Source organism: Paenibacillus sp. GXUN7292 (genome assembly GCF_050864975.1).
Classification (GTDB): domain Bacteria; phylum Bacillota; class Bacilli; order Paenibacillales; family Paenibacillaceae; genus Pristimantibacillus.
Window position 1 is genome coordinate 120782 of sequence record NZ_JBOZWO010000008.1, and the last position, 22229, is coordinate 143010.

A 22229-nucleotide genomic window follows, 5' to 3' on the forward strand; every position below is an offset into this window, starting at 1 on the left:
CTACTAGCATTCGTTAGAGTTTCCAAATGAATTTTTAACAGTCTGAAATATGCCGACTTTTAACGCAAAAACTGGCGGTTACGCAATTAAACTTGAAAGCCGAGCTTTCGTGAAATAGCAGCTGCCGCTTCTTGCACATTGGCAGATATATCAGCCAGAAGCTCAGGCTTAAATCTATGCATGGCTCCCGAAAGGCTGATCGCTCCTGCCGGTTTGCCATACATATCGAATATAGTTGCTGCAACGCAGCGTGCACCTTCTACAATTTCCTCGTCATCAAGCGCATAACCGTCCGTTTGAATTTTTTTGAGCGCTGCTTTCAGCTGCAGCACGGACTGGATTGTATTTGGTGTAAGCGGGGGCAAGCCGTACACTTGCACAAGCCCCTCGACTTCCTTGCTGTCCATATAAGCGGCTATTGCTTTTCCCATTGCCGTAGCATGAAAAGGGGAGCGCGAGCCGATAGAGTCCATCATTCTAAGCGCATGCGTGCTTTCGATGATTTCGACGTAAAGAACCTTTCCATCAACTAATACACCCAGATTGACCGTGTCGCCATAACGCTCTGACAGCTTCTTCATTTCGTAAATGGCGGCAGTGCGCAGCGTATTTCTTTCAAGCAAATTCCGCGTCAGCATCAGCTGCTTATACCCCAGACAATATTTGCCGTCCTCATCGCTTCTGCTAATGTATCCCCGGTTCTCAAGCGTGAGTACAATACGGTAGGTTGAGGACTTGGGCTGCTCCAGCATGCTGGTAAGCTCAATCAGATTAAGCGAGCCATGCTCGGCCAAAAGCTCAATTAAATCGAGTGCCTTATCAACAGATTGAATAATATATCGTTCGGTGTTTTCGACTGCTTCTTTGCTCAAATGACATTCCTCCATTTATTCCAGGCGAAGCTGCTGCAGCATCAGTTAGAGACGGGCCAGCGCTCGATCAACGGCCTGCAAGGTAGCTTCGATGTCTGCCTCGCTATGGACCGTGGAAATATACCATAGTCCGCTAGGGCGAACAAGAACGCCTTCCTCCAGCATGATCTCCGCAAATTTCGTATATTTCGCAGCATCGCGCTTGCCGAAGGCTGTAAAATCTTCAACGCTGCTTTGATCGGTAAACATCATATGAAAGACTGGGCCAACGTGATTGATAAGCCCTTGTATTTGATGCTTGCCAAACAGCTTGCGAATCCCATCTGCAAGCTGCTTCATGAATTGCTCCATTCGATGATAGCTGCTTCCGTTATCTTTGCCAAGCTCATGCAGAGTTGCCAAAGCTGCGGCTGTTGCCGCGTAATTGCCGTTAAGCGTGCCAAGATGGCTGACCGTGCCATCTTCAATCAGCTTCATTATATCGTATTTGCCGGCTACGCCGCTAATGGCCATGCCGCCGCCCATCGCTTTGCCGATCGTGACCAGATCAGGGCTAAGTCCAAACTTGCCATGTGCGCCGCTTGTGCCGAGTCTAAAGCCGGTAATAACCTCATCCATGATCATAACAATGCCGTATTTAGCCGTCAACTCTCTCATTTTTTGCAAATATCCATCCTTAGGCTGGATACAGCCATTATTGCACATGATTGGCTCAGTAATGACGGCAGCGATAGTATGATGCTCTTCGTCCAGCAGCGCTTCAAGCGCAGCCGCGTCATTCCAAGGCAGCATAATAATATCGCCTAAGCTGCTGCTGCTTTGCCCATTCGTACCGGGTACGGCACTATCAGAGGCTGCTGCTGAAACAGCTGATTGCTTCATATCGGTGCTTGGGAAAGAGGTGAAGATCGTATCGGACCAGCCATGAAAATGGCCATGGAAGCGAACCACTTTTGTTTTGCCTGTATAAGCGCGAGACAGGCGCAGCGCCAGCATTACCGCTTCGGTGCCGGAGCCGCTTAAGGCTACCCGCTCAGCGCAAGGAAGTATCTCGGTAAGCAGCTTGGCGAGTTCAATTTCGCCGCGATGCTGAAGTCCGTACGTAAAGCCTAGCTTGGATGCCTTGCTCAACGCCTCCTCCAAAGCCGGATGGGCATGACCCAGAATAAGAGGTCCGTATGCCAGCAAATAATCAATATATTGATTGCCGTCTACATCAGTAACATAAGCACCCTTGCCCGATTCTACGAAAAGCGGGGCAGGCTTCATCGAGGCGCGCAGGGTGGAAGCGACGCCGCCAGCCAAGTAATGCTTGGACTCGGCAAACAGCTGCTCAGAGACTTTGGTCGTGTAAGTCATTTAAAATGCCTCCTAATATTAGGGTTGATTTATAGGGTCGAAAGGGTAGATTGGTCTGCGAATATGCTTATATTCGAAATGCTGCAGGTTCGCGCTGCAGCAGCCTGGCGTATCGACCAAGAGAACCTTTTTAGCGATTGGCCCAAATGCGGTTTGCCAGGCAATAGCTGATTTGACCACAATTAATTTAAAGCGGCTGGCATCCAGTCCTGCATATTGAATATGGCCGATGTCCCAAGGTGGAACGCGTTTTTCTGTTAAAACGACTATAAGCTTTCCGCATTCAATAACAGCGGTTAAACCCATAGCTGCTATTTGCCCGGTCATATAGGGACCCGCATGCCGATAGTTGCCATCGAATAATAGTTTGACTTTTCCTGTTACTTCAACGGGCTCGCCATGCAACCGGTCGCTTTTCCCGCCTATATGTGCTTTGAAATCGCCGCCGATGCCTAGAGCCGCAGCATACTGCACGGCCTCTTCATCCTTTATTACAATTAAGGCAGGCTGATCGATAGAAACAAGCTCCTCCAGCAAGTAGGTTGCATCAGCAGGGGCGCCGCCTCCGACATTGTCGGAGCCCTCCACCAATATAACAGGGCCTTCCCGCTCAGCGAGGGCGATAGAAATGGCTTCTGCTGGTGTGAGCTGATCGATAGCGAATGATTCCTTCATGCTAACCGCCAAATCGACGAGCTCGGCAGCGAGCTTGTTGGCAAGCTCCTGATTATTGTCAGTTGTAACGATAAAAGACATCCCGGCATCCGCCACATCGCTGTATGGAAAGCCGCCGATAACCGTTACATTAAGTACCGACTCTAACTCCTCCATCGCAAAAGCGCGGTCCATTAATATCTTCATGCTGCCTTCTTCAGTCATCATCGCTTGCGGCACGACAAGCATTTGCGTATGCTTCACACATCGCACTGGTGAGATATCCCCATTAATCATATTCACAAGCAGATGAAAGGCTTCGATAGCTCGTTCGTACATATCCACATGTGGATAGGTATCATAGCCTACGATAATATCGGCCAGCTGTCCCATCTCCTGGCTTACATTAGCGTGCAAATCGAGCGTCATTGCGATTGGAAGCTTATCTCCAAGCTTGGCTCGCAGCCGTCTTAGGCACTCTCCCTCGAAGTCGGGATATTGCTCGGAAACCATAGCGCCATGCGCGATAACGACAAGGCCATCGATATGCTCCGGCAGTGATTGTACAAGCTCGCCAAGCAGCAGCTCGGCACTGTTCGCTTCAATCATGCCACTGGGCGTAGTCGTTGTATATAAGCCGACCTCAAGCTGAATGCCGCGTTGCTTGGCAGCGTCCAGTACGCCGCCCATTGAGGTTCGTGTGCCAAGATAGCGCTGTTCAAACATTTCCTTTGTTGTGCTGCGCTCCTTTGAAAAATGCTCTGCGGTTGTCAATCCGGGAGCAAATGTGTTGGTTTCATGCAAAATACCAGCGACAGCGATTGTTAAAGGCTTCATGAATGTCCTCCCCGAACGCTCGGAGCATAGGCAATAGCATCGATTTCAACCAAATAGTCGCCTATGCCGCATTGAATAGAAGTGCGGGTAGGGAAAGGCTGCTTGATCATTTCTGAATAAGTACGGTTATAACCAGGGAAATCCTCGTATTTCGAAAGAAAAGCGTTCATTTTAACAATATGATCTAGAGTAAGTCCAGCTGCCTGCAAAATGGTTTCGATATTGCGCAGCGCTTGTGCCGTTTGCTCTTCAATGGTGGAACCTGCAACCTGCCGTGTTTGCGGGTCAACGCCTACTTGGCCGGATACATAGACAAAATCTCCTGCTCTCAGCGCCTGCGAGAAAGGCAGCGGAAATTGTGGTGCTAGCTCAGTATGAATAGGTTGTGACATTGTGCTCATCTCCTTTAAATGAATTGGATTATGAAGGATCGACCATACGATTTGTCAGAGAGCCAAGCTTTTCAATTTCGATCGTAACGATATCTCCGTCCTTGAGCCATACCTGCTTATCTTCTGGATAGCCGAGGACGACACCTTCAGGAGTTCCAGTCAAAATAATATCACCAGGAGATAGGGTCATATGCTTGGAAATATAGCTGACAATTTCGTCGCAATGGAAAATCATATCGGAAGTATTGGAGCTTTGGCGCACCTCGCCATTAACGGTGCATTTGATTTGCAAATCATTCGGATTGCCAACTTCGTCAGCCGTAACCAAATAAGGCCCAAGCGGGCTGAAGCCGTCGCAGCATTTGCCCAGCAGCCACTGGCTGGTGCGCATTTGCAAATCGCGGGCAGAGAGATCGTTGACGCAGCAATAGCCAAACACATGGTCAAGCGCATTAGCCTTGTCGACATTTTTGGCTGTTTTGCCAATGACGATAACAAGCTCTGCTTCGTAGTCGACTTGAGAAGTGACAGCAGAAGGGAGAGTCACGTCTTTGCCATCGGCAGTCAGAGTATTGGAAAATTTATTAAATAATATAGGGAAGCTTGGAATAGGAGCATTCGTTTCCTCCGCGTGTTTACGGTAGTTCAGTCCGACGCAAATGATTTTACCGGGATTTGTAACACAAGGCTCTAGCTCCAGATCGGATTGCGAGGACAAATACATGCTTGCTTCCGGAGATGCAAGTGTATCAGCCGCAAGCTGCTGCAGCTGTTCGATTGCCGAATTGCCTGCAGAGATTGCATCCATGACTTGAAGCGGAATGGTATGCCCTTGTGGATAAAGCGCTGCTGCTGCCCGGTCGACATGCAGGACGCCTTGCTCTGTAAAGATGCCCAGCCGGTTTTGCTCGTTTTCTGTAAAAGTTAACAGTTTCATCGTATGCCTCCTATGAAATGAGTATTTCGTTTCATTATTTGAAACCATGGTTTCATTTAATATAGCATGTGCTAAATTTGTTGTAAATGCTTCCATGTCATGTTTTTGGAAAAAGCACCTTTCGGAGGAGGGAAATGAACTGGACATACAACAAAAAACCGCCAGAAGCGCTTGAACCGCCAACAGCTAGATGGTATCTAACTCTTGGGGGGAATTTAGCGTCTAACGGTTTTGTTAATTGCGGTGCCATTATGAACCGGCATCTTCAAAGAGAGACTTTATGGCTTCGAGCAGCTCGTTGTTGGAAACGTAATACACGTTACGGATAGAGTTGTTTGTAAATGTAAGCCGCAGTTGTTTATTTTCGAATAAGTAAACCGAAAATAAAGTGCCGACACTGCCTTCTTGATCAGCTTCAGGCGTTATGACGATGTTTGCTATAGAACTCAGCCATTGCTGAATTTGCTCACGGTCAGAATACGTTTTGAGCTCACCGGTGGAGCCGCTGCGAATTTCGATAGAATCTACCTGCTTTAGATCGCCAGGGTACAGCTCTTGCACTTTTTGCGGAGCAAGGTCAGGCGTTGGCGATGATTTACTGCAGCCAGCGGCAACTAGCGCCAGCGCAATAAACAAGGTTAAAGCTAGGCGAGACAGGTTCATATAATCCCCCCGTTCCGGATAAGTTATATACAATGCTCCTCAACCGTTACCTGTTTGTCTGTAATCGTAACCGTTGAATAACCGGAAGCACTTTCGGTGTAAGAGCAAACGGTTTTTTTCGTTGTTTTCCCGCTGGAGTCTGTAAATTCCATATAAATGGAGCCTTCGCCGAAAAACTTCAGCTTCGGAGTGATTTTTGCTTTTTTCCCGCTGGCAATCGTTTGTTCAAAGGAATGCTTTGACTCGCCAGGCTGTGCGGGCGTACCGCTTAATAAGCCTGTTTCTACTTTTACAATATCAAGTTTGGATTGGTTTACAATCTCTACCGTAAGGCTTTGAAATTGGCGAAACAAGTTTTCATACGTTTTATATGCGATAAAAATTCCGGCAGCTAATATTGCAGCAGCTACTATTGTTACTATTATTGGTTTGCGCAGCTTCATGGGTTGGATCATTCCTCCTTTTGAAAAGCAGACGATCATGCTGCTGGAAAGGTTGCGGCTGTCCGCAAGAAAGGATTGCTTATAAAGAAATAGAATAAGCCTCTTTACATTTCCGTTACGTTAACGTTTAATGTAGGCAAGTGAATGAGGTGATGCAGCATGCATATTAAAGAAGCGGCAAGACGGCTGAATATATCGGCGCGGGCGATTCGTTTCTATGAAGAGAAGGGATTGATTGATCCTGCCAAGGATAAGCATAATCAGTATCGGATTTTTCAGGAAAAGGATGTCTGGCGTTTGCAGACGATAATTGCTTTGCGTGAATCTGGCATGACGATCGAGGATATTAAACAGGCTTTAGCTAATATAGAAGGCGATGATTACGAGGAGCTGCTGTATTATTTGGAGCTGCAGCGCTCGGTAATGTTTGCGAAATGGCTTGAAATTCGCGGAACGATCGAGATGACGGATCATATGATCCAAGTGGTCCGCACCAAGGCCAGGCTTCCGCTCGAGGATATTTACCAGCTGGCGGAGCGGTCCAAACGGCTTAGAGATCAGCGCAGCAACTGGCAGGACAGATGGAATTTTGATAAACAGGCTGTAGAGCATGATGAGCGTGTCAAGCACGCGGAGGCCAAGTACCGTGATTACGAGGCTGCGCTGGCATTAACCGTGCAATGGGTTGCGCCGCTTGCTGGCGAGCGGGGGCTCGATATTGGCACCGGCACGGGTAATTTGGCCAAGCAACTGATTGAACGCGGGGCGCTAATGGCCGGTGTCGATCAATCGAAGGAAATGCTGAAGCGCTGCCGCGAAAAGCTGCCTGAGATGGAAACGAAGCTGGGCAATTTTTTGGCGCTGCCTTATTTGGGGGAACAATTTGATTTTGCAGTGACAAGCTTTGCCTTTCATCATTTGTCTGAGCAGCAGCAGGTGCTTGCCATCGAGGAAATGCGCAGAGTGCTTAAGCCGCATGGGCGTATTTGTATTGCCGATCTCATGTATAGCGGAGCTTATGAGAAGCTGCCGTGCAGCGGTGAATCCTACATTCATTTGGAGAAGCTTATCGAGGTGCTGGAGCAGCGCAGATATGTGACCAAATGGCAAAGGCTCAATGAGCATTTGCATATTATATATGCTATTCCTATCCGATAATGGTATTGACCTTTCCGTTACGAGAACCCTTATGCTAGGAGCTGAAAACAAAGCTGAACTGCTGGCTGCACGCTGGCATAAGGAGGAAAAAGAATGACTGATCATGCACGTATTTATGTAGAGGAAGCAGAAAAATACCATCTGCTTATTTCCAAGCAGCCGCTGCTTCATGACGTAATCGAGGAAATAAAGCCGCTGAAAGGGCTGGATGTCGTGGATGTTGGTGCAGGTACAGGACGGCTGACTGTTGCGCTTGCTCCATTAGTGAAATCTGTTATTGCGCTGGATGCTTCCGCTGAGATGCTGGCTGTTACAGCAGAGCGATTGAAGCAGAAAGGGTTGAGAAATTGGCAGACGCATATTGCGGACCATCGTTATTTGCCGATCAAGGATAATAGCGCGGATTTGGTAGTTGCAGGCTGGACTGTTGCTTATATTGCCAATGACGAGGTAAAGGATGGAGCGCTTAATTTGCAGGAAACGATTGCGGAAATGAAGCGTATTTTGCGACCTGGCGGCACTATAATTATTTTCGAAACGATGGGTACGGGAGAGACTGCACCGAATCCTCCGGATATGCTGAAAAGTTATTATAAGCGGCTACAGGAGGAATATGGCTTCGCTCATCGCTGGATCCGAATGGATTATCAGTTTGAGAGTGTGCAGCAAGCGCTTGAGCTTACGCAATTTTTCTTCGGGGACGAGTGGGCGGAGAAAGTGAAGCAGAGCCAGTCCAGTGTTGTTCCTGAATGTGCGGGGATATGGTGGCTGCATGTGTAAGCTGTATGGGGTGTAAATACAGCTATTAGCGGTTGCACTGCGTCACTTTGTACGAAAAATCATACAAAAGGTCGTGTTTGTGGCGCGCCCTGTGCCACTTTGTGCGAAAAATCGTAAAGCCGTTTCAGACACGCAAATCGGAAAAATAAAACCTGCATCTGCCTAAGCAGCTCAGCTTAGGCGGTGCAGGTTTTTTGTACGGTGAAAAACAATTCTCCGCGAAATGATGCGTCACAAGAACGGTACAATGCGCCTGCTAGATTTAATTTTCCTGCTGGTGTTTGGCAATCGCAACTTTGGAGCGCGATACGATTAACACAAGCGCAGAGTATGAGATGAGAATAACGCCAGTAATAATAAAACCGCCTATTACATCGGTCGGCAGCCAGCCAATTAATGCAGATCCGGCAACTACGCCAAGCGAGAAGAAAGCATAGAAATATCCATAAGCCTTGCCTCGAATATCCTCAGTAGTGGCGTCGATGAGCACAGAGTTAAGAGATGGGAACAGCAGCGCAAAGCCGATGCCGTAGCAGGAAAGAGCTGCATATAGTATCATGCTTGAATGCCCCTGGCTAATGAACAGCTGCCCCGCGCCCATTAGACATATGCCAAGCGATAGAGTATACATTGGAGATACCTTGTCAAATATGCGATTCGTTGGCAAAATAAAGACAAGCACCGCAACAACACCGAACATGCTCATTAATGTTCCGCTAAGCCTGGAATCAAAGCCAAGCGACTGGACATGCAGCGGTAACAAATAGGCCAGACAGCCTTGCGAGAACATTAGGAAAAAGGCGCCGCTATAGGCCGTCATAATGCCTTTATTCATAAAAAAGGTGCGGAGCGGGATGCGGACAGCGGCCTTCTTCTTGCGTATGACAGGCGCTTTGGATTTCAATGCGATGTAAACGATAATAGTAAGCAAAAAGCCGCTGATCGCGACGACCGCAAACACGGATGGCACACTAGTGCGGCTTGCCATAATGCCGCTGAAGGCCGGACCGACGATCGCTGCAATACCGACGAAGGCTCCAGATATAGCACTGTTTTTGCCGCGCTTTTGTCCTTCTGAGCTATTGGCCAGATACGTGAAGGCTGCAGGAACAATTAAGCCCCCAACAAAGCCGTGGATAAATCGGATAATAAGCAAGGTGGTCGTATCTTGAATGACCCCGTACAGCAGCAGTGCGCCGCTTGTCATGAACAATCCGGTCAGCAATATAATGAAAGGATTGCGGCGATCTGTCAGTACACCTGATAAAATATTGCCGAATGTGTTGGAGAAGGAATACATGCCAACAGCAAGACCAGCGACAAGTGATGAGGCGCCCAAGGATTCAGCAAATGTACTCATGACAGGCAGCTGTGAAAATAAATCAAAAAATGAGAAAAAGACGACACAGTAAATCAGGTAAATCGTATTAAATGGCTTAACCTCGTAGCTCGCTTGCACTTTTTTTAGCTTAATATCTAAAATAAAGTTGCCAAACGGTATAAATGCGGCCAAAAAGGCGACAAGGGACCAAACAATGCTCCATTGAATCCGGATAGCAGCATAAATAATAGCAGCCGCGTATCCGACGAATATAATACCGTGCAGACTGCCAACGATACGTACCGCAGCATCAATACCGCCCATATATTTTAGCGGCATCGCGATAAGCAGTAATATTAGCAACGATAAACCATCCAGCATGCCTGCGGCTCGCAGTATGCCGATTGGATGACGAAACATAATAAAACCCCCAAGTGATGCGAATGATGTTAATCTTAACCTATTATAACGTACATTATTTTTATATAAACCTTGTTATTTTGACAATGTTGAAAACAGTAAGCATGATTGGATCAAAGGCTGATCGAAAGGAGCGACTATGCCGACCTATACCTGGCTGGAAGCTATATTATTTCCTCAAGTGCGCATAAACGAGCAAAAGCTGCTTCAACACTTATCCGGTAAAACGATTATTATTACAGGCGCCAGCTCGGGTATTGGCGAAGCATTGGCTGTCAGACTGTCCAATATGCCTGTTCATCTTATTTTGATCGCCCGAAGAGAGCAGAAGCTGATTGAGCTTAAAAACAGCATCGCCGCAAAGGGTAAGGCGAAGGTGTCAGTCTACGCTGCAGATCTTCGTCAAGCCGATGAAATGGAAGCCTTGCTGCTGTGGCTTGAGGCTGTGCCTGGCGGCATTGATATTATCGTAAGCAATGCAGGCAAGTCGATCAAGCGCTCAATTTTTGCCAGCCTTGACCGGTATCATGATTTTACACGAACGATGGCCATCAATTATTTGGCACCAGTGCAGCTCATGCTTGCTTTAATTCCTGTGCTGGAAGAAAAAAAAGGGCAGATCATTAATGTTTCAACTATTAATATGCTTCTGCAGCCTTTTCCGCATTGGTCTGCCTATCAAGCCTCCAAATCGGCCTTCGACCAATGGCTGCGTGCTGCTGCGCCCGAGCTTCGCGCCAGAGATGTGAAAGTAACGACTTTTTACCTCCCTTTAGTGCGCACCCCTATGATTGAGCCGACCGCCTCCTACAAGTCGATGCCGGCTATGTCGCCCGAGCATGTGGCGGCGCATATCAGCAAGGCGATGTATACGCACAAACGAGCTTTCAAGCCATGGTGGCTTTGGCCTGCAGAGTGGCTGTCTTTCTTTAAATGATAAGACTTTATAAGTTTTCACTATAAATTTGTTCTTATAATTCGCCGGTAAACGCGCCTGTCCAAAGGACGGCGGAGCTGTTTATCCTTGTGCGCGCGCTTGGGACAGGCTGGCGCCAAGATGGATAAAGGGGGAGCGCTGATGGACTTTTCAAAGCTGCTTCGCGTTATTTATAGACTGAAATTGCACACGCCTGTTGGCTGGATAAGACTGATGAATGCGATGAGACAATATGGGACGAATGTTTTGGCGCTGCTCCAATATGCCAGTCGATCGTACGGCTTTCGTTCTGCATTAAGAGATGAAGAGGAAGCTTTCACTTATAATCAATTGTTTGACCAATCCTTATCCCTAGCGTACTGGCTCCGCACCAAATACGGGTTGCAAAAAAAAGACCGTGTGGCCATTTTGTGCAGAAATCATGCCAGCCTTGTTCATTCGATATTTGCGGGCTCCGGGCTAGGCGCAGATTTGTACTTCATAAATATTGAGATGAGCAAGGATCAGTGGCAGCGGCTGGCAGCGCAATACGAGTTCAGCTTTGTCATATATGATGAGGAGTTCACTGAGTTTCTTCATGCATCCTGCTATGCCGGTAGGAAACTGTTAAGCTATCATGATAAAGCTGATTCAGTTTATAAGCTCGCTCGCACAGCTGCACCGGAAAAAATAAAGCTGGCAAGAGTCAGCGCCGGAAAATTAATGCTTTTAACAGGAGGAACGACAGGCCATTTCAAAACGGCTGCTCATAAGCCTTCGATATCGCAATATATAGGTCCTTTTTTATCTATCATGACCAGATTGAAATTAGCTGATTACGAGCGAGCTTATATTGCCACGCCTATTTTTCATGGCTATGGCATAGCGCTGCTGTTCGTTATGACCGCGATGGGCGGAGAGATGGCGATTTGCCGCCGCTTCACCGCTGAGCAGGCCTGCGAGATTGTAGAGCAGCATAAAATTGAAATGATCTCGGTTGTGCCGCTAATGCTTCATCGCATGCTTGCGCATTCCAAGCAGAGCTTGAACTCGCTGCGCTGCATCGCTTCCGGAGGAGCAGAGCTTCAGCCGGCATTTGCAGAGCTCGTATTAGAACAGCTTGGTCCTGTCCTGTACAATTTGTACGGCACCTCAGAGGCTGGGCTTAATACAATTGCGTCTCCGAACGATTTAAGCAGCAACTCGGCAACGATTGGCCAAAAAATATTCGGCATTCAAATAGCGGTGATGAATGATAACAATAAGCCTATGCAGGCTGGCGGGATCGGACAGCTATGCGTTTCGCATGAGCTCTTTCGCAAAAGATCAAGGAAGCGCTGGATTCCATCTGGAGATATGGGCTATCAGGACGAACAGGGGCTTTATTACTTAAGCGGCAGAATGGATGACAGAATCGTGTCAGCAGGAGAGAACGTCTATCCGCTTGATGTGGAGCGAGTGCTTTTGCAGCATCCTCTTATTGAATTTGCAGCCGTCGTGGGCGCAGCGGATGAGCTGTACGGCCAGCGATTGCATGCTTGGATCGTACCCGCTTTTGCGGCGGACCTGACAGAGGAGTTGCTGAAAGAATGGCTGCGCAGCAGATTGGCGAGGTATCAAATGCCTGCTCAGTTTACATTTGTGGAGCAGCTGCCTTATACTGCTGTAGGCAAGCTGGATCGGAAGCAGCTGAAAAGCTGGAAAGGTGAGAAGGATGAAACAGGCAATACAAGAACAGAAAAAAATAATGGAGCTTGAGCAAATAGATCGAATGGAGCAAGCACAGTCGTTTTTTGTGCGCAAGCAGAAGGAAACGGGCGTAGAGCTGAATGAGGTTCAGAAGCGGGCCGTCGCCACAACTGACGGGCCGGTGCTTCTGCTCGCTTCTCCCGGATCAGGCAAAACAACGACGATGGTGATGAGAATCGGCTATCTGATTGAGGAGAAGCAGGTTAACCCTGCGCGTATTAAGGCGCTTACCTTTAGCCGAGCTTCGGCGGCGGATATGAAGCAGCGCTTCCAGCGCTTTTTTCCTTATTTGCCGGCCGCCCAGTTCTCTACCATTCATAGCTTTTCCTTCGAAATTATGAAAAGCTACTTGCGCAGCAAGGGGCGGCGCTTTCGCCTTATTGAAGGGCGGGCGCTGGCAGGAGAAGCGCCTTCTGCTGCGTCCTCGTTATTGGAGAACGGGCAGCCGCCGCATAAAAAAATGATTTTGCGCATGCTGTACGAGCGAATAACCAGGCAGATCCTGGCTGAGGATCAGATGGAAGAGCTGCTTCGGTACATCAGCTATGTCAAAAATAAAATGATTCCGCAGCAGCAATGGGCTGATGTGCGTACAAGCCTCGTGAAGGCCGATATTGTATTGCGGGAGTACGAGCAGTTCAAGCTTGATCAGCACGGCGAACAGTGGATCGATTATGACGATATGCTCGTTATAGCCGAGCGGGCCTTGCGCGAGGATCCGGTGCTGCTGGAGAGCTTTGCGCAGCAATTCGATTATGTGATGACGGATGAAAGCCAGGACACCTCGCTTATTCAGCATGCGATTGTAGAGAAGCTGGTAAGCGGGCATGTCAATTTATGCGTCGTTGCTGACGATGACCAATCCATCTATAGCTGGCGTGGTGCAGAGCCTTCCTATTTGCTCGATTTTCAGAAGGTATATAAAAATGCGGAAATATTATTTATGGAACAAAATTATCGTTCAACGCCGCAAATTGTTAATACTGCTAATGAATTCATTAAGCGCAACCGTGACCGTTATCCGAAAAATATGTTTACAACCAAAGAAAAGCAAGCAAATGAGTCGATCCTATTTACACAACTTCCGGTTTATGATCGCCAGGCTGCTTATATTGTAGAGCGAATTCAACAGTATAAGCTGGAAGAGCTATCCGAGGTCGCTATATTATACCGCAATCATGATAGCTCCATTCCACTTATCCATGCTTTCGACCGCGCGGGTATTCCTTTTTATATGAAGGATGCTGACAATCGCTTTTTCTCTCATTGGGTTGTTGAAGATATTTTGAATTTTATGCGCATGACCTTTACTGATCGGCGTGTGGACCTGCTGGAAGCTATATATCGGAAAATGAACGGCTATATAAGCAAAGCGCAAATGGAAGCGCTGAAGCAAATAGATAACAAGCAGTCTGTGTTTGATAACTTAGTACAATATGTTGAATTGCAGGATTATCAGCCGCAGCTGATTACCGAATGCAAGGAAATATTTCAGCAGATGAAAGGGATGCCGCCGCTGCAAGCTATTCAGGTTATAAGAGGGCGGTTAGGCTACGACAAAGCGATTGAGAAGCTGAGCGAGCGTTATGGCTTTCGCAAGGATTATTTGCTGGGCATATTGGATACTTTGGAGAGCATTGCGGACTCGTTGGAGACGATGGAGCAATTCGCTGCGCGCCTAAAGCACTTGGAGGAAAGGCTTAAGCATGCTAAGAAGATAAAAGGGCAGCCTGCTGTAACGTTTTCCACTCTTCACAGCGCCAAAGGGCTGGAGTTCGACCATGTATACATGATTGATATGATGGAAGGGATTATTCCTTCGGCAGATGAAATGAAAAACAGTGAGCAGAGCAAAGCTGCAATGGAGGAAGCGGTACGGTTATTTTATGTCGGCATGACGCGAGCGAGACAGAGGCTGGAATGCATGACTTACTCGGAGCGGGGCGGTGTAAAAGGGATGGAGTCGCGTTTTGTCAGCGCCATTAAGGCTAAGGCAGACCCGAAGGAGCCGGGCACAGCCCTTCAGCAGACTGTCCCGGCGCTGCTTCCAATGAATAATCCCAATGCTATAAAAAATAGATCGGAGCTCGTAGTGGGCAGCTCGGTGAAGCATAGCAAATTCGGCATAGGCACGATTGTGCAAGTGGAAGGCGACAGCGTACAAATTCAATTTACTGATCGCGAAGCGCTGCTTTCCATCCAAATATGCCTCGATATGTGTCTGTTGGAGCTGGCTTAGCGACCTGTGGGCAGTTAGGCAGCGGGTGAGTAAGCAGGCTTGGGTGGGGTTAAGCAGGCTCGAGCAGGATAATGAGGCTTGCAGGATAATGCAGGCTTGAGCAGTATAATGATGCAGGCTTGAGCAGTATAACAGGCAGAGTATTCATTTACTGCGCTTTGCTTGTTTACCGGTCAGCTAACTTGTTTGTTAAAGTATCGCGTATAACGGCTTGTCTATCAGGGTATGAACAGCTATATGGGGAAATTGCTCGGCAAGCAATTGTGCGATATAGCGCATGCCGGGCGCTTCACTTTCTGCATGTCCAAGCATAATCATGGAATAATCCAACCCTTGCTCACGGGCATCGCGAACATACTCAGGCGCCTCCCATTCCGGACCCTCCCCTGCGATAACGAGCTGTACTCGCTGCTCACGCAGCAAAGGAAGCACGACATTGCCGCCGCCGCGATAGCCTACAGTAATCGCAACGCGCGAGCATGCCTGAGAGGGGTCTCCTATTAACCGCACATAAGGAATCCTTAATGTATGCTTGATATGCTCCGCAATGTCGGCAGCAGACATAGAAGGCAGAACGGCGATCGAAGCGGCAGGCAGCCGCTGCTCCATATACGGCTCCCACTCCAGCTGGTGAACTAATCCATCTGTAATAAGGTCGATTTGCTCGCGGTGGCAATGGTCATGATAGCGAAATATAGCTATGCCGGATTCCATAATGGATAAATGCTTGTTTTGCGCTACAGCATCCTCTTTCCACTGTTCGTGCTGCATACCGTTATGATTATAGTAAGGATGCTCATGTGAAATAATGAGGTTCGCTCCAAGCTCGGCAGCCTGCTTAATGACAGATTGCGTGGCCAGGAAGGTTACAGCAACACTTGTTATAGTTGTATCTGGTTCACCATACAGAAGCTTGTCTACCGTTGGGGATACTGCGGGTCCGCGGCTGGTCAAGTAGTCAATGAGCTCTCCAATCGTAAGGCTGGTGTTATGCTGAGCAGACAGGTTCATCTCTATTAACTCCTCTGATACTATGATTAGCTTTCATTATAAATGATGGCTAATGATGCGAACAGTGCGAATAGGTGTCTCGGGTCATCTTAGTGTAATTTGTCAGGCTGTTGAAAATAATTCTAACGAAGCTGACAAGTGCTATTTCAACGAAAACAGCTCATTTTTAATTGTAACGAAGACTAGCAGCTCTATGTGTGAACAATCCACGTTTTTAGGCCCTTTTGACCCAAATAAGCCCGTCAAGCTTCGTTAGATTTTTAATTCAAGCTTTTTCGGCATAATATCGTTTCTGGTCTTCATTAGATGGTCACACGTTCCGTTATTTGCCTAAAAACTGCCATTGATTTAATTACGCGGACACACATTCCGCTATTCGTCTCTAAATGGGACTTTTTCTTCGATTTATTGACCAATAGCGGAACGTCTGTCACTTTACCTCCTCAAAACTGCGGTTTTGGGCCAAATAGCGGAACGTGTGACCATGTACATTCATTTTGGGCAACATTTGGTAAGCAAAAGAAAGGGGAACGGAGAGCAAGATTGGGACTGAAGCGATAGCGTCCGCCTTTGTAGGCCAGTTTTAACTATTACAGGTTTTATATGCACCAAAAAATTGGCATATAACAGCGGTCGTAAAGCCCAAACTTGATCGCAGTGCCACCTCTTCAATTGCTTGTTGCATCATTCACAATTGAATGGACACACCTGAGAAGCCTTATTGGTGTAAAAAGTGGGCTCCAAATGGCGGTTTGCTTACACAGAGCGCTTGGCGAATTCGTTACAATTTCAAACACTCCATTGTACACATATAGGCTCCACGCAGCCGTTAGGTCTGAACCCGATGCCGGGCTCAGGCTTTTTTTTGTTAGTAATAGGCAGCTGTATAAAATTTGTTCAATCAGACTTGTGGATAACATGTGTACAAACATCCATTTACATGTTGATAAGGCTGTTGATTTTGTGGATATCTAACTTGAAAACTGTGAGTTTCATGTGTATGAAATGTGGATAAGTGCATAAATGCGTGAATAACTTGGTGTGCGGCTTGAATGTTGGGGTGAAAATGCAGTGAAGCAGCTTCTCGCGATTATTAACATGTTTATAGTTTGATTTTGTGTATCAGTCATTACCCTAACAGTTGCCAGAGATGCTATTTCGATTATTTTAGCTCATTTGAGCATTTAACGGTTGCCACGAGCGCTATTGTACCATTTCTCGAGCAAAAACAGTGCTTTTTGGGAAATTAAGCGCGATGGCAACCGTTAGAAAATTAAAGCTGTCTTTTTTGCACGAATAGCGTTTGTGGCAACCCTTAGAGGTTCATCATTGCTCGGTATTCTCTGCGACGAAGTAAGTCAACTCGAATGGACGATCGCATAAGTAAGATTTCTCTATTAACTTGTTCTTATTCTTGTTTGTCCAAAAAGTCCCAGTTCACAATTTGAATATGCTCAGTTAATGCTGCACATATGTCGTTCTCGTTGCCTAGCTTAATCGCTTCTAATAAGGTTTCATGCTCCTGGCATAATTTTATTAGATCGTCATAGGTGCGGGCTTGAGTTATGAAATGAAGACGAATCCGGTTATAGATAGAGTTCCAGATGCTTATGATGTTGCTCATTCCGGAAAGCTCCACTAAATAAGCGTGAAATTGCAAGTCATAATCTGCTATTTGTGCGATATCCTGACGATTTGCTGCCTCTTTCATCTTGTCTATAATATTATGCAATTTAGCATAGTGGGAATCATCAAGTAACGCTAATGCCTTCTTAAATGCAAATTGCTCTAAGGTCAGCCTTATTGGAATAAGCACGTGAACAACTTCCTCGCGTGAAATATCGGAAACCATCGTTTCCTTGTAGGGCTGAGAAATAAGCAAGCCTTCCTGCTCAAGCATCCGCATAGCTTCTCGAATAGGTCCCCGGCTGACACCCATTTGCTTTGACATCTCCACCTCACGCAACCGTGTACCTGGCAATAGATGTCCGCTAAAAATCGCTTTGCGTATATCATCAGTAATTTTATGGCGAAGAGAAGTGTTTTTCTGTTCTTCGAAAGTGAAATTTTCCATATGAGCCGTAAACTCCTTTACCAACAATAAATCCTTATTAATCTAGACTATAACTTACAAAAATAAATTTGTAAAACTAACTTGTAACATTGTAGACAATCTTACAATATGAAATTATAATGGGGGTAAGTTGGTTAAATATTCAAGTATGGGAAAAGAGGCTACCTAAAGATGAGCAGAGAACTCGAGACATTAGAAAGTCAGAAAGTGCGCAAAATCAGCTTTGAGGGCGATGCCCTGAGGATGTCGATGGACTGGACAGTTGAGGATCTGAATAAGGTTCAGGTTCTCGTCGAAAGTACCGATGGGGCCAGCCACCCTAGCTCTTATCACTTAAATCAGCTGGTGAGCGAGATCGAAAAGGGCGTATTTCAAATGAATGGTAAGCCTGCCATCTATACGACAACAGACATTTGCGATGGAGTAGCACAAGCGCATCAAGGCATGAAGTATTCTCTTCCATCCCGGGATATGATTGCTTCCATGGTCGAAATTCATGCAATGGCTACCCCATTCGACGCAATGGTGCTTTCTTCTGCTGGAGATAAGGCGGTTCCGGCTCATTTGATGGCGATAGCCAGATTGGATATACCAGCTATACATGTGCCTGGCGGAGCCATGGGGGCGGGCCCTTGCATGCGTTCCAACGAAGAGCTTTGGCATATGAGCGTAGAGGTGGATAAAGGAAAAATGACCAAGGAAGAGTTCTTGGCGTTTCAACGTGCTTGCTGCCCTACCTGCGGAGCCTGTCAATATATGGGTACGGCAGCTACTATGCAAGTAATGGCAGAAGCTCTAGGATTAGCGCTTCCTTGGTCAGCCTTAATTCCTGCAACGAATGCAGAGATTGGGCGCATGGCACGGGCTGCTGGTCAACAAATTATGCGGCTGATTCATGAAGGGATATCACCTTCAAAGATATTAACGAAGGAAGCTTTCGAGAACGCCATTATGGTTCACTCTGCGATTGGAGGCTCGTTAAATGCAGTCATGCATTTGATTGCAATTGCCAGGGAAATTGGGATTGAGCTCGATGTACAAGAGTTCGATCGCATTCATCGTCAAATTCCAGTGCTAGTTGATACGAAGACAGCCGGTCATTATCCGACGGAGTTGTTTTGGTACGCTGGGGGCGTGCCGCAGGTTATGCTTGAGTTGGAAGCTTATTTGCATCTTGATGTGATAACCGTAACCGGAAAAACATTGAGAGAAAACTTAAACGAATATCGAAACAACGAAATGCCGCGTTTTGCTGAAATGTTTTTGGCTAATTACAAACTAAATCGTAGAAACGTTATTTATCCAATGTCCAAACCGCTTAAATCTCACGGGTCGCTTGCCGTGCTGAAAGGCAATTTGGCTCCGAAAGAAGCCACTATAAAAATTTCCGCTGTTTCAGCAGACATGCAGGTGCATAAAGGAAAAGCAAAAGTATATGATAGTGAACGGTCTGCCGTTGATGCATTGATCAATAAGGAAATTGTGCCGGGAGATGTTATTATTGTCCGTTATCAAGGTCCTAAGGCTGTCGGCATGCCGGAAATGTTTTTTCTTTCTGAATTAATCGCTTCTGATCCTGTTCTTTCACACACGACATCGCTGGTGACGGATGGAAGATTTTCCGGTGCTACACGCGGGCCTTGCGTAGGATATTTGGGACCTGAAGCGCTCTCGGGAGGACCGATTGCTGTTGTTCAGAATGATGATATTATTTTAATAGATATTACTAATCGAATCATTGATGTAGTTGGAACTGAAGGCGTAGAACGTACTTCGGCTGAAATCGATCAAATTTACAGCGAGCGTCTGAAAAACTGGACACCTCCGACTATTCACCATAAAGGCGTGCTGGGACAATATACGCGTGGAGCAAGACCAGCTTTAGAAGGCGGCTCGTGCTCGAGCTATCATTCAAATCATTTTGAATAGGGGAGAATGGTTATGGTAAAAAAGCTGAATATCATTGTTGGAGGCATGCTTCAGGAAAGCAATACATTTAGCTCGTACAAAAGCGGCATTGCGGACTTTTACAACTATTATTTTAAAATAGGAGAGCAACTGCTCGATAATAACGTAGATAATGAACTGAGCGGATTTCTTCGTGCCGCCAAAGAGCGGCAAAATGTCACGATACTTCCAACCTTATTTACACAAGCGTGCTCTTCCGGACCAATCCGTCGGAACGATCTTAATGAGCTGAAGCAATTGCTTGCGGAGCGATTGAATGAATGGCCTGCATGCGATGGTGTCTTGTTTGTTCTGCATGGTTCATGGGTAGCTGAAGACAGCGATGATGTTGATGGAGAAATTGTAACCCTGATTCGCAATAAGGTAGGTGCAGATATTCCAATTGTAATAACACTTGATTCGCATGCAAACGTTACTCAGACGATCATGAATCAAGTTGATGCGCTTGTTGCATACCGAACATTCCCGCATGTCGATTATGCTGATACTGGCTACAGAGCTGCTAATATATTGTTTTCAATTATTGGCAAGGAGTTTAAGCCGTTTATGTATCATGTGAAGCTTCCTTTAATATTGCCAGCAGAGGCGCATACAACAAGTGTCGAGCCCATGAAGGAGCTGTGGCTGGAGGCAGATGCAGGGCAGCAAAGCGGAGCTTCATTAGCTACTTCGCTCTTGATTGTTCAGCCATGGCTAGACGTAGCTGAGCTCGGCTGTACCGTTGTCGTAGTAGGAAAGGATGCAGTAGAAGCTGAGACGGAAGCGAAGCGGCTCGCATCATTACTATGGAGCAGACGTCAACAATTTCAAGTCGATTTATGGAATGTGGAGCAAATTATAGAGCTTATGCGAAAGCAAAAGCCCGCAGGGCCTGTTATTGTTTCAGATTCAGCCGATAGCCCTGGTGCCGGGTCACCTGGAGACAGCAATGCAGTTTTGCGGCAGCTCCTGCAATTTGGCAATGAATTGAAATTTACTTGTCTGTTAAGTATGGTTGATGGCGATGCTGCCAAGCTAGCTGCAGACAAAGGCGTAGGTCAAAGTGTTAGATTAACCGTCGGTCACTCTATGAGTGTTGAATATGGACAGCCTATCGAAATTCAAGGGATAGTGGAGTATGTCAATCGAGAGGGTTCATTCACTTTTGGGGGTGGGACGGTCCCAAATATGAAGGCGATTATGGGCTGCTGTGCAGTTATTCGAATCGATAGCATTTATTTATTGCTTATGGAGCATTCGACCTTTACCGGTGATCCGGCTATGTATAAAAGTGTTGGATTGGAACCGCTTGAAGCTGACCTTGTCCTAGTGAAATCTGCTTCGCAATTCCGTGCGGAATATGAACGCATCGCTCATGGCGGCATTTACATAATCGATACGCCTGGAGCAAGCACGGCCAATTTTTCTAAGCTGTCTTTTAAAAAGGTGCCGAGACCTTTGTATCCTTTAGATGAATGCCTGGATTACATCATATAGCTGCTTGGCAGCAAGAGGAAGGGAAGGAGTCACTTATGCGTTTATATAATAAGGTCGCTTTGGTTACCGGCGGCGCTACTGGAATTGGCCGAGAAGTATGTTTAGCCTTTGGCCGTGAGGGGGCCAAGGTAGTTGTCAATTACATAGGTGATCCGAAAAGCTCTGAAAAAGTCGTGTCTGAGATTGAAGCGGCTGGCGGAACAGCGATCGCTATTTGTGCGGATGTCAGCAGTGAAGAGCAGGTCGGAGGTATGATACAAGAAATCGAAACAAAATGGGATGGCGTGGATATTCTCGTGAATAACGCTGGGATTTATCCCCGCAAAGCCTGGCATGAGATTACCGGAGATGAATGGGACAAGGTGCAGGCTGTCAATGCCAAATCCTGCTTCCTGACGAGTAAAGCCGTGTATCCCCATATGCGCAGCAAAGGGTATGGCAAAATCATTAACGTCACCTCTGTAACTTTTTTTCGAGGTCAAAAGAATTTTGTCCATTATGTTGCTTCCAAAGGAGCAGTTATCGGTTTCACTCGCGCATTGAGCCGTGAATTAGGAGCAGAAGGAATTACCGTTAATGCGATATCTCCTGGAGCCGTTATGACCGAACAGGAATTGTTGGATTTCCCGGATAGTTCTGTACAAGAAGAGACGAGACTCTATTTGGAGCAAGAGCAAGCGATTCCTAGACGACAGCTGCCGCATGATATGGTAGGCAGCTTTATCTTTCTTGCTTCGTCAGACAGTGATTTTATGACGGGCCAAACATTAAATGTAGACGGTGGCTGGGTGATGCACTAAGGTGCCAACCTGTTGCCACGGGGATATAAACAAGGAAAAGACCTTATCCGACATCCGAGTTAAGGTCTTTTTGCATTATAAATTACGATATTCCTAGGGGGTCATTTATATTTTTATCGCATTTATGTGAATTTAGAGATATTGGTTTTTTATTTAGGAC

18 protein-coding genes are annotated in these 22229 nt (G+C 46.7%); 8 read left to right on the plus strand and 10 right to left on the minus strand.

The features are described 5' to 3' along the window. Positions 1-86: 86 nt before the first annotated feature. The 7 genes from ACRRU2_RS09730 to ACRRU2_RS09760 form a co-directional block, all read right to left on the minus strand. Positions 87-872, minus strand: coding sequence for an IclR family transcriptional regulator (locus ACRRU2_RS09730; RefSeq protein ID WP_432501116.1), 786 nt, complete (start codon positions 870-872; stop codon positions 87-89). A gap of 45 nt (positions 873-917) precedes the next feature. Then, positions 918-2231: an aspartate aminotransferase family protein gene (locus ACRRU2_RS09735; RefSeq protein WP_432501118.1), complete on the minus strand. Its 1314-nt coding sequence runs from the start codon at positions 2229-2231 to the stop codon at positions 918-920. Between the two features lie 18 nt (positions 2232-2249). Beyond that, positions 2250-3722 (minus strand): M81 family metallopeptidase, encoded by a 1473-nt coding sequence (locus ACRRU2_RS09740; RefSeq protein ID WP_432501120.1) that lies wholly within the window; start codon positions 3720-3722, stop codon positions 2250-2252. After that, a complete protein-coding gene (locus ACRRU2_RS09745; RefSeq protein ID WP_432501122.1) occupies positions 3719-4114 on the minus strand; it encodes a RidA family protein in 396 nt (131 codons plus the stop codon). The genes ACRRU2_RS09740 and ACRRU2_RS09745 overlap by 4 nt, the downstream gene beginning before the upstream one ends. Before the next feature lie 28 nt (positions 4115-4142). Next, positions 4143-5051, minus strand: coding sequence for a fumarylacetoacetate hydrolase family protein (locus ACRRU2_RS09750; RefSeq protein ID WP_432501125.1), 909 nt, complete (start codon positions 5049-5051; stop codon positions 4143-4145). A gap of 249 nt (positions 5052-5300) precedes the next feature. Then, positions 5301-5714 carry a hypothetical protein gene (locus ACRRU2_RS09755; protein WP_331698050.1) on the minus strand — a complete coding sequence of 138 codons (414 nt, stop codon included), beginning with the start codon at positions 5712-5714 and terminating at the stop codon, positions 5301-5303. A gap of 23 nt (positions 5715-5737) precedes the next feature. Continuing rightward, positions 5738-6157, minus strand: coding sequence for a hypothetical protein (locus ACRRU2_RS09760; protein WP_432501127.1), 420 nt, complete (start codon positions 6155-6157; stop codon positions 5738-5740). A gap of 159 nt (positions 6158-6316) precedes the next feature. Between ACRRU2_RS09760 and ACRRU2_RS09765 the strand changes: the two genes are divergently transcribed. Further along, positions 6317-7315 carry a MerR family transcriptional regulator gene (locus ACRRU2_RS09765; RefSeq protein WP_432501129.1) on the plus strand — a complete coding sequence of 333 codons (999 nt, stop codon included), beginning with the start codon at positions 6317-6319 and terminating at the stop codon, positions 7313-7315. Between the two features lie 93 nt (positions 7316-7408). Next, entirely contained in the window at positions 7409-8095 is a 687-nt protein-coding gene (locus tag ACRRU2_RS09770; protein WP_432501131.1) for a class I SAM-dependent methyltransferase, read from the plus strand. 262 nt (positions 8096-8357) lie between these two features. Here the strand turns inward: ACRRU2_RS09770 and ACRRU2_RS09775 are convergent, their stop codons facing one another. Next, complete coding sequence (locus tag ACRRU2_RS09775) at positions 8358-9836, minus strand: MFS transporter (protein ID WP_432501133.1); 1479 nt, start codon at positions 9834-9836, stop codon at positions 8358-8360. A 139-nt stretch (positions 9837-9975) separates the two neighbouring features. Between ACRRU2_RS09775 and ACRRU2_RS09780 the strand changes: the two genes are divergently transcribed. The 3 genes from ACRRU2_RS09780 (at position 9976) to ACRRU2_RS09790 (ending at position 14740) form a co-directional block, all read left to right on the plus strand. Beyond that, a complete protein-coding gene (locus ACRRU2_RS09780; protein ID WP_432501135.1) occupies positions 9976-10773 on the plus strand; it encodes an SDR family NAD(P)-dependent oxidoreductase in 798 nt (265 codons plus the stop codon). A gap of 141 nt (positions 10774-10914) precedes the next feature. Beyond that, positions 10915-12510, plus strand: a complete 1596-nt coding sequence (locus ACRRU2_RS09785) for an AMP-binding protein (RefSeq protein ID WP_432501138.1) — start codon at positions 10915-10917, stop codon at positions 12508-12510. A gap of 13 nt (positions 12511-12523) precedes the next feature. Then, entirely contained in the window at positions 12524-14740 is a 2217-nt protein-coding gene (locus ACRRU2_RS09790; RefSeq protein ID WP_432501204.1) for an ATP-dependent helicase, read from the plus strand. A gap of 189 nt (positions 14741-14929) precedes the next feature. Here ACRRU2_RS09790 and ACRRU2_RS09795 read toward each other — a convergent pair whose 3' ends face one another. Continuing rightward, positions 14930-15751, minus strand: a complete 822-nt coding sequence (locus tag ACRRU2_RS09795) for a Nif3-like dinuclear metal center hexameric protein (protein WP_432501140.1) — start codon at positions 15749-15751, stop codon at positions 14930-14932. Positions 15752-17159: 1408 nt separating this feature from the next. Continuing rightward, on the minus strand, positions 17160-17825 hold the full coding sequence (locus tag ACRRU2_RS09800; RefSeq protein WP_432501142.1) for a GntR family transcriptional regulator: 666 nt from the start codon (positions 17823-17825) through the stop codon (positions 17160-17162). A gap of 171 nt (positions 17826-17996) precedes the next feature. On the opposite strand from ACRRU2_RS09800, the gene ilvD reads away from it, so the two are divergent. The 3 genes from ilvD to ACRRU2_RS09815 are packed head-to-tail and all read left to right on the plus strand — an operon-like array spanning position 17997 to position 22069. Then, positions 17997-19754 carry a dihydroxy-acid dehydratase gene (gene ilvD / locus ACRRU2_RS09805; RefSeq protein WP_432501144.1) on the plus strand — a complete coding sequence of 586 codons (1758 nt, stop codon included), beginning with the start codon at positions 17997-17999 and terminating at the stop codon, positions 19752-19754. A gap of 12 nt (positions 19755-19766) precedes the next feature. Continuing rightward, positions 19767-21269, plus strand: a complete 1503-nt coding sequence (locus tag ACRRU2_RS09810; RefSeq protein ID WP_432501146.1) for a M81 family metallopeptidase — start codon at positions 19767-19769, stop codon at positions 21267-21269. Between the two features lie 35 nt (positions 21270-21304). Beyond that, positions 21305-22069 (plus strand): SDR family NAD(P)-dependent oxidoreductase, encoded by a 765-nt coding sequence (locus ACRRU2_RS09815; protein WP_432501149.1) that lies wholly within the window; start codon positions 21305-21307, stop codon positions 22067-22069. The last annotated feature ends 160 nt before the right edge of the window (positions 22070-22229 follow it).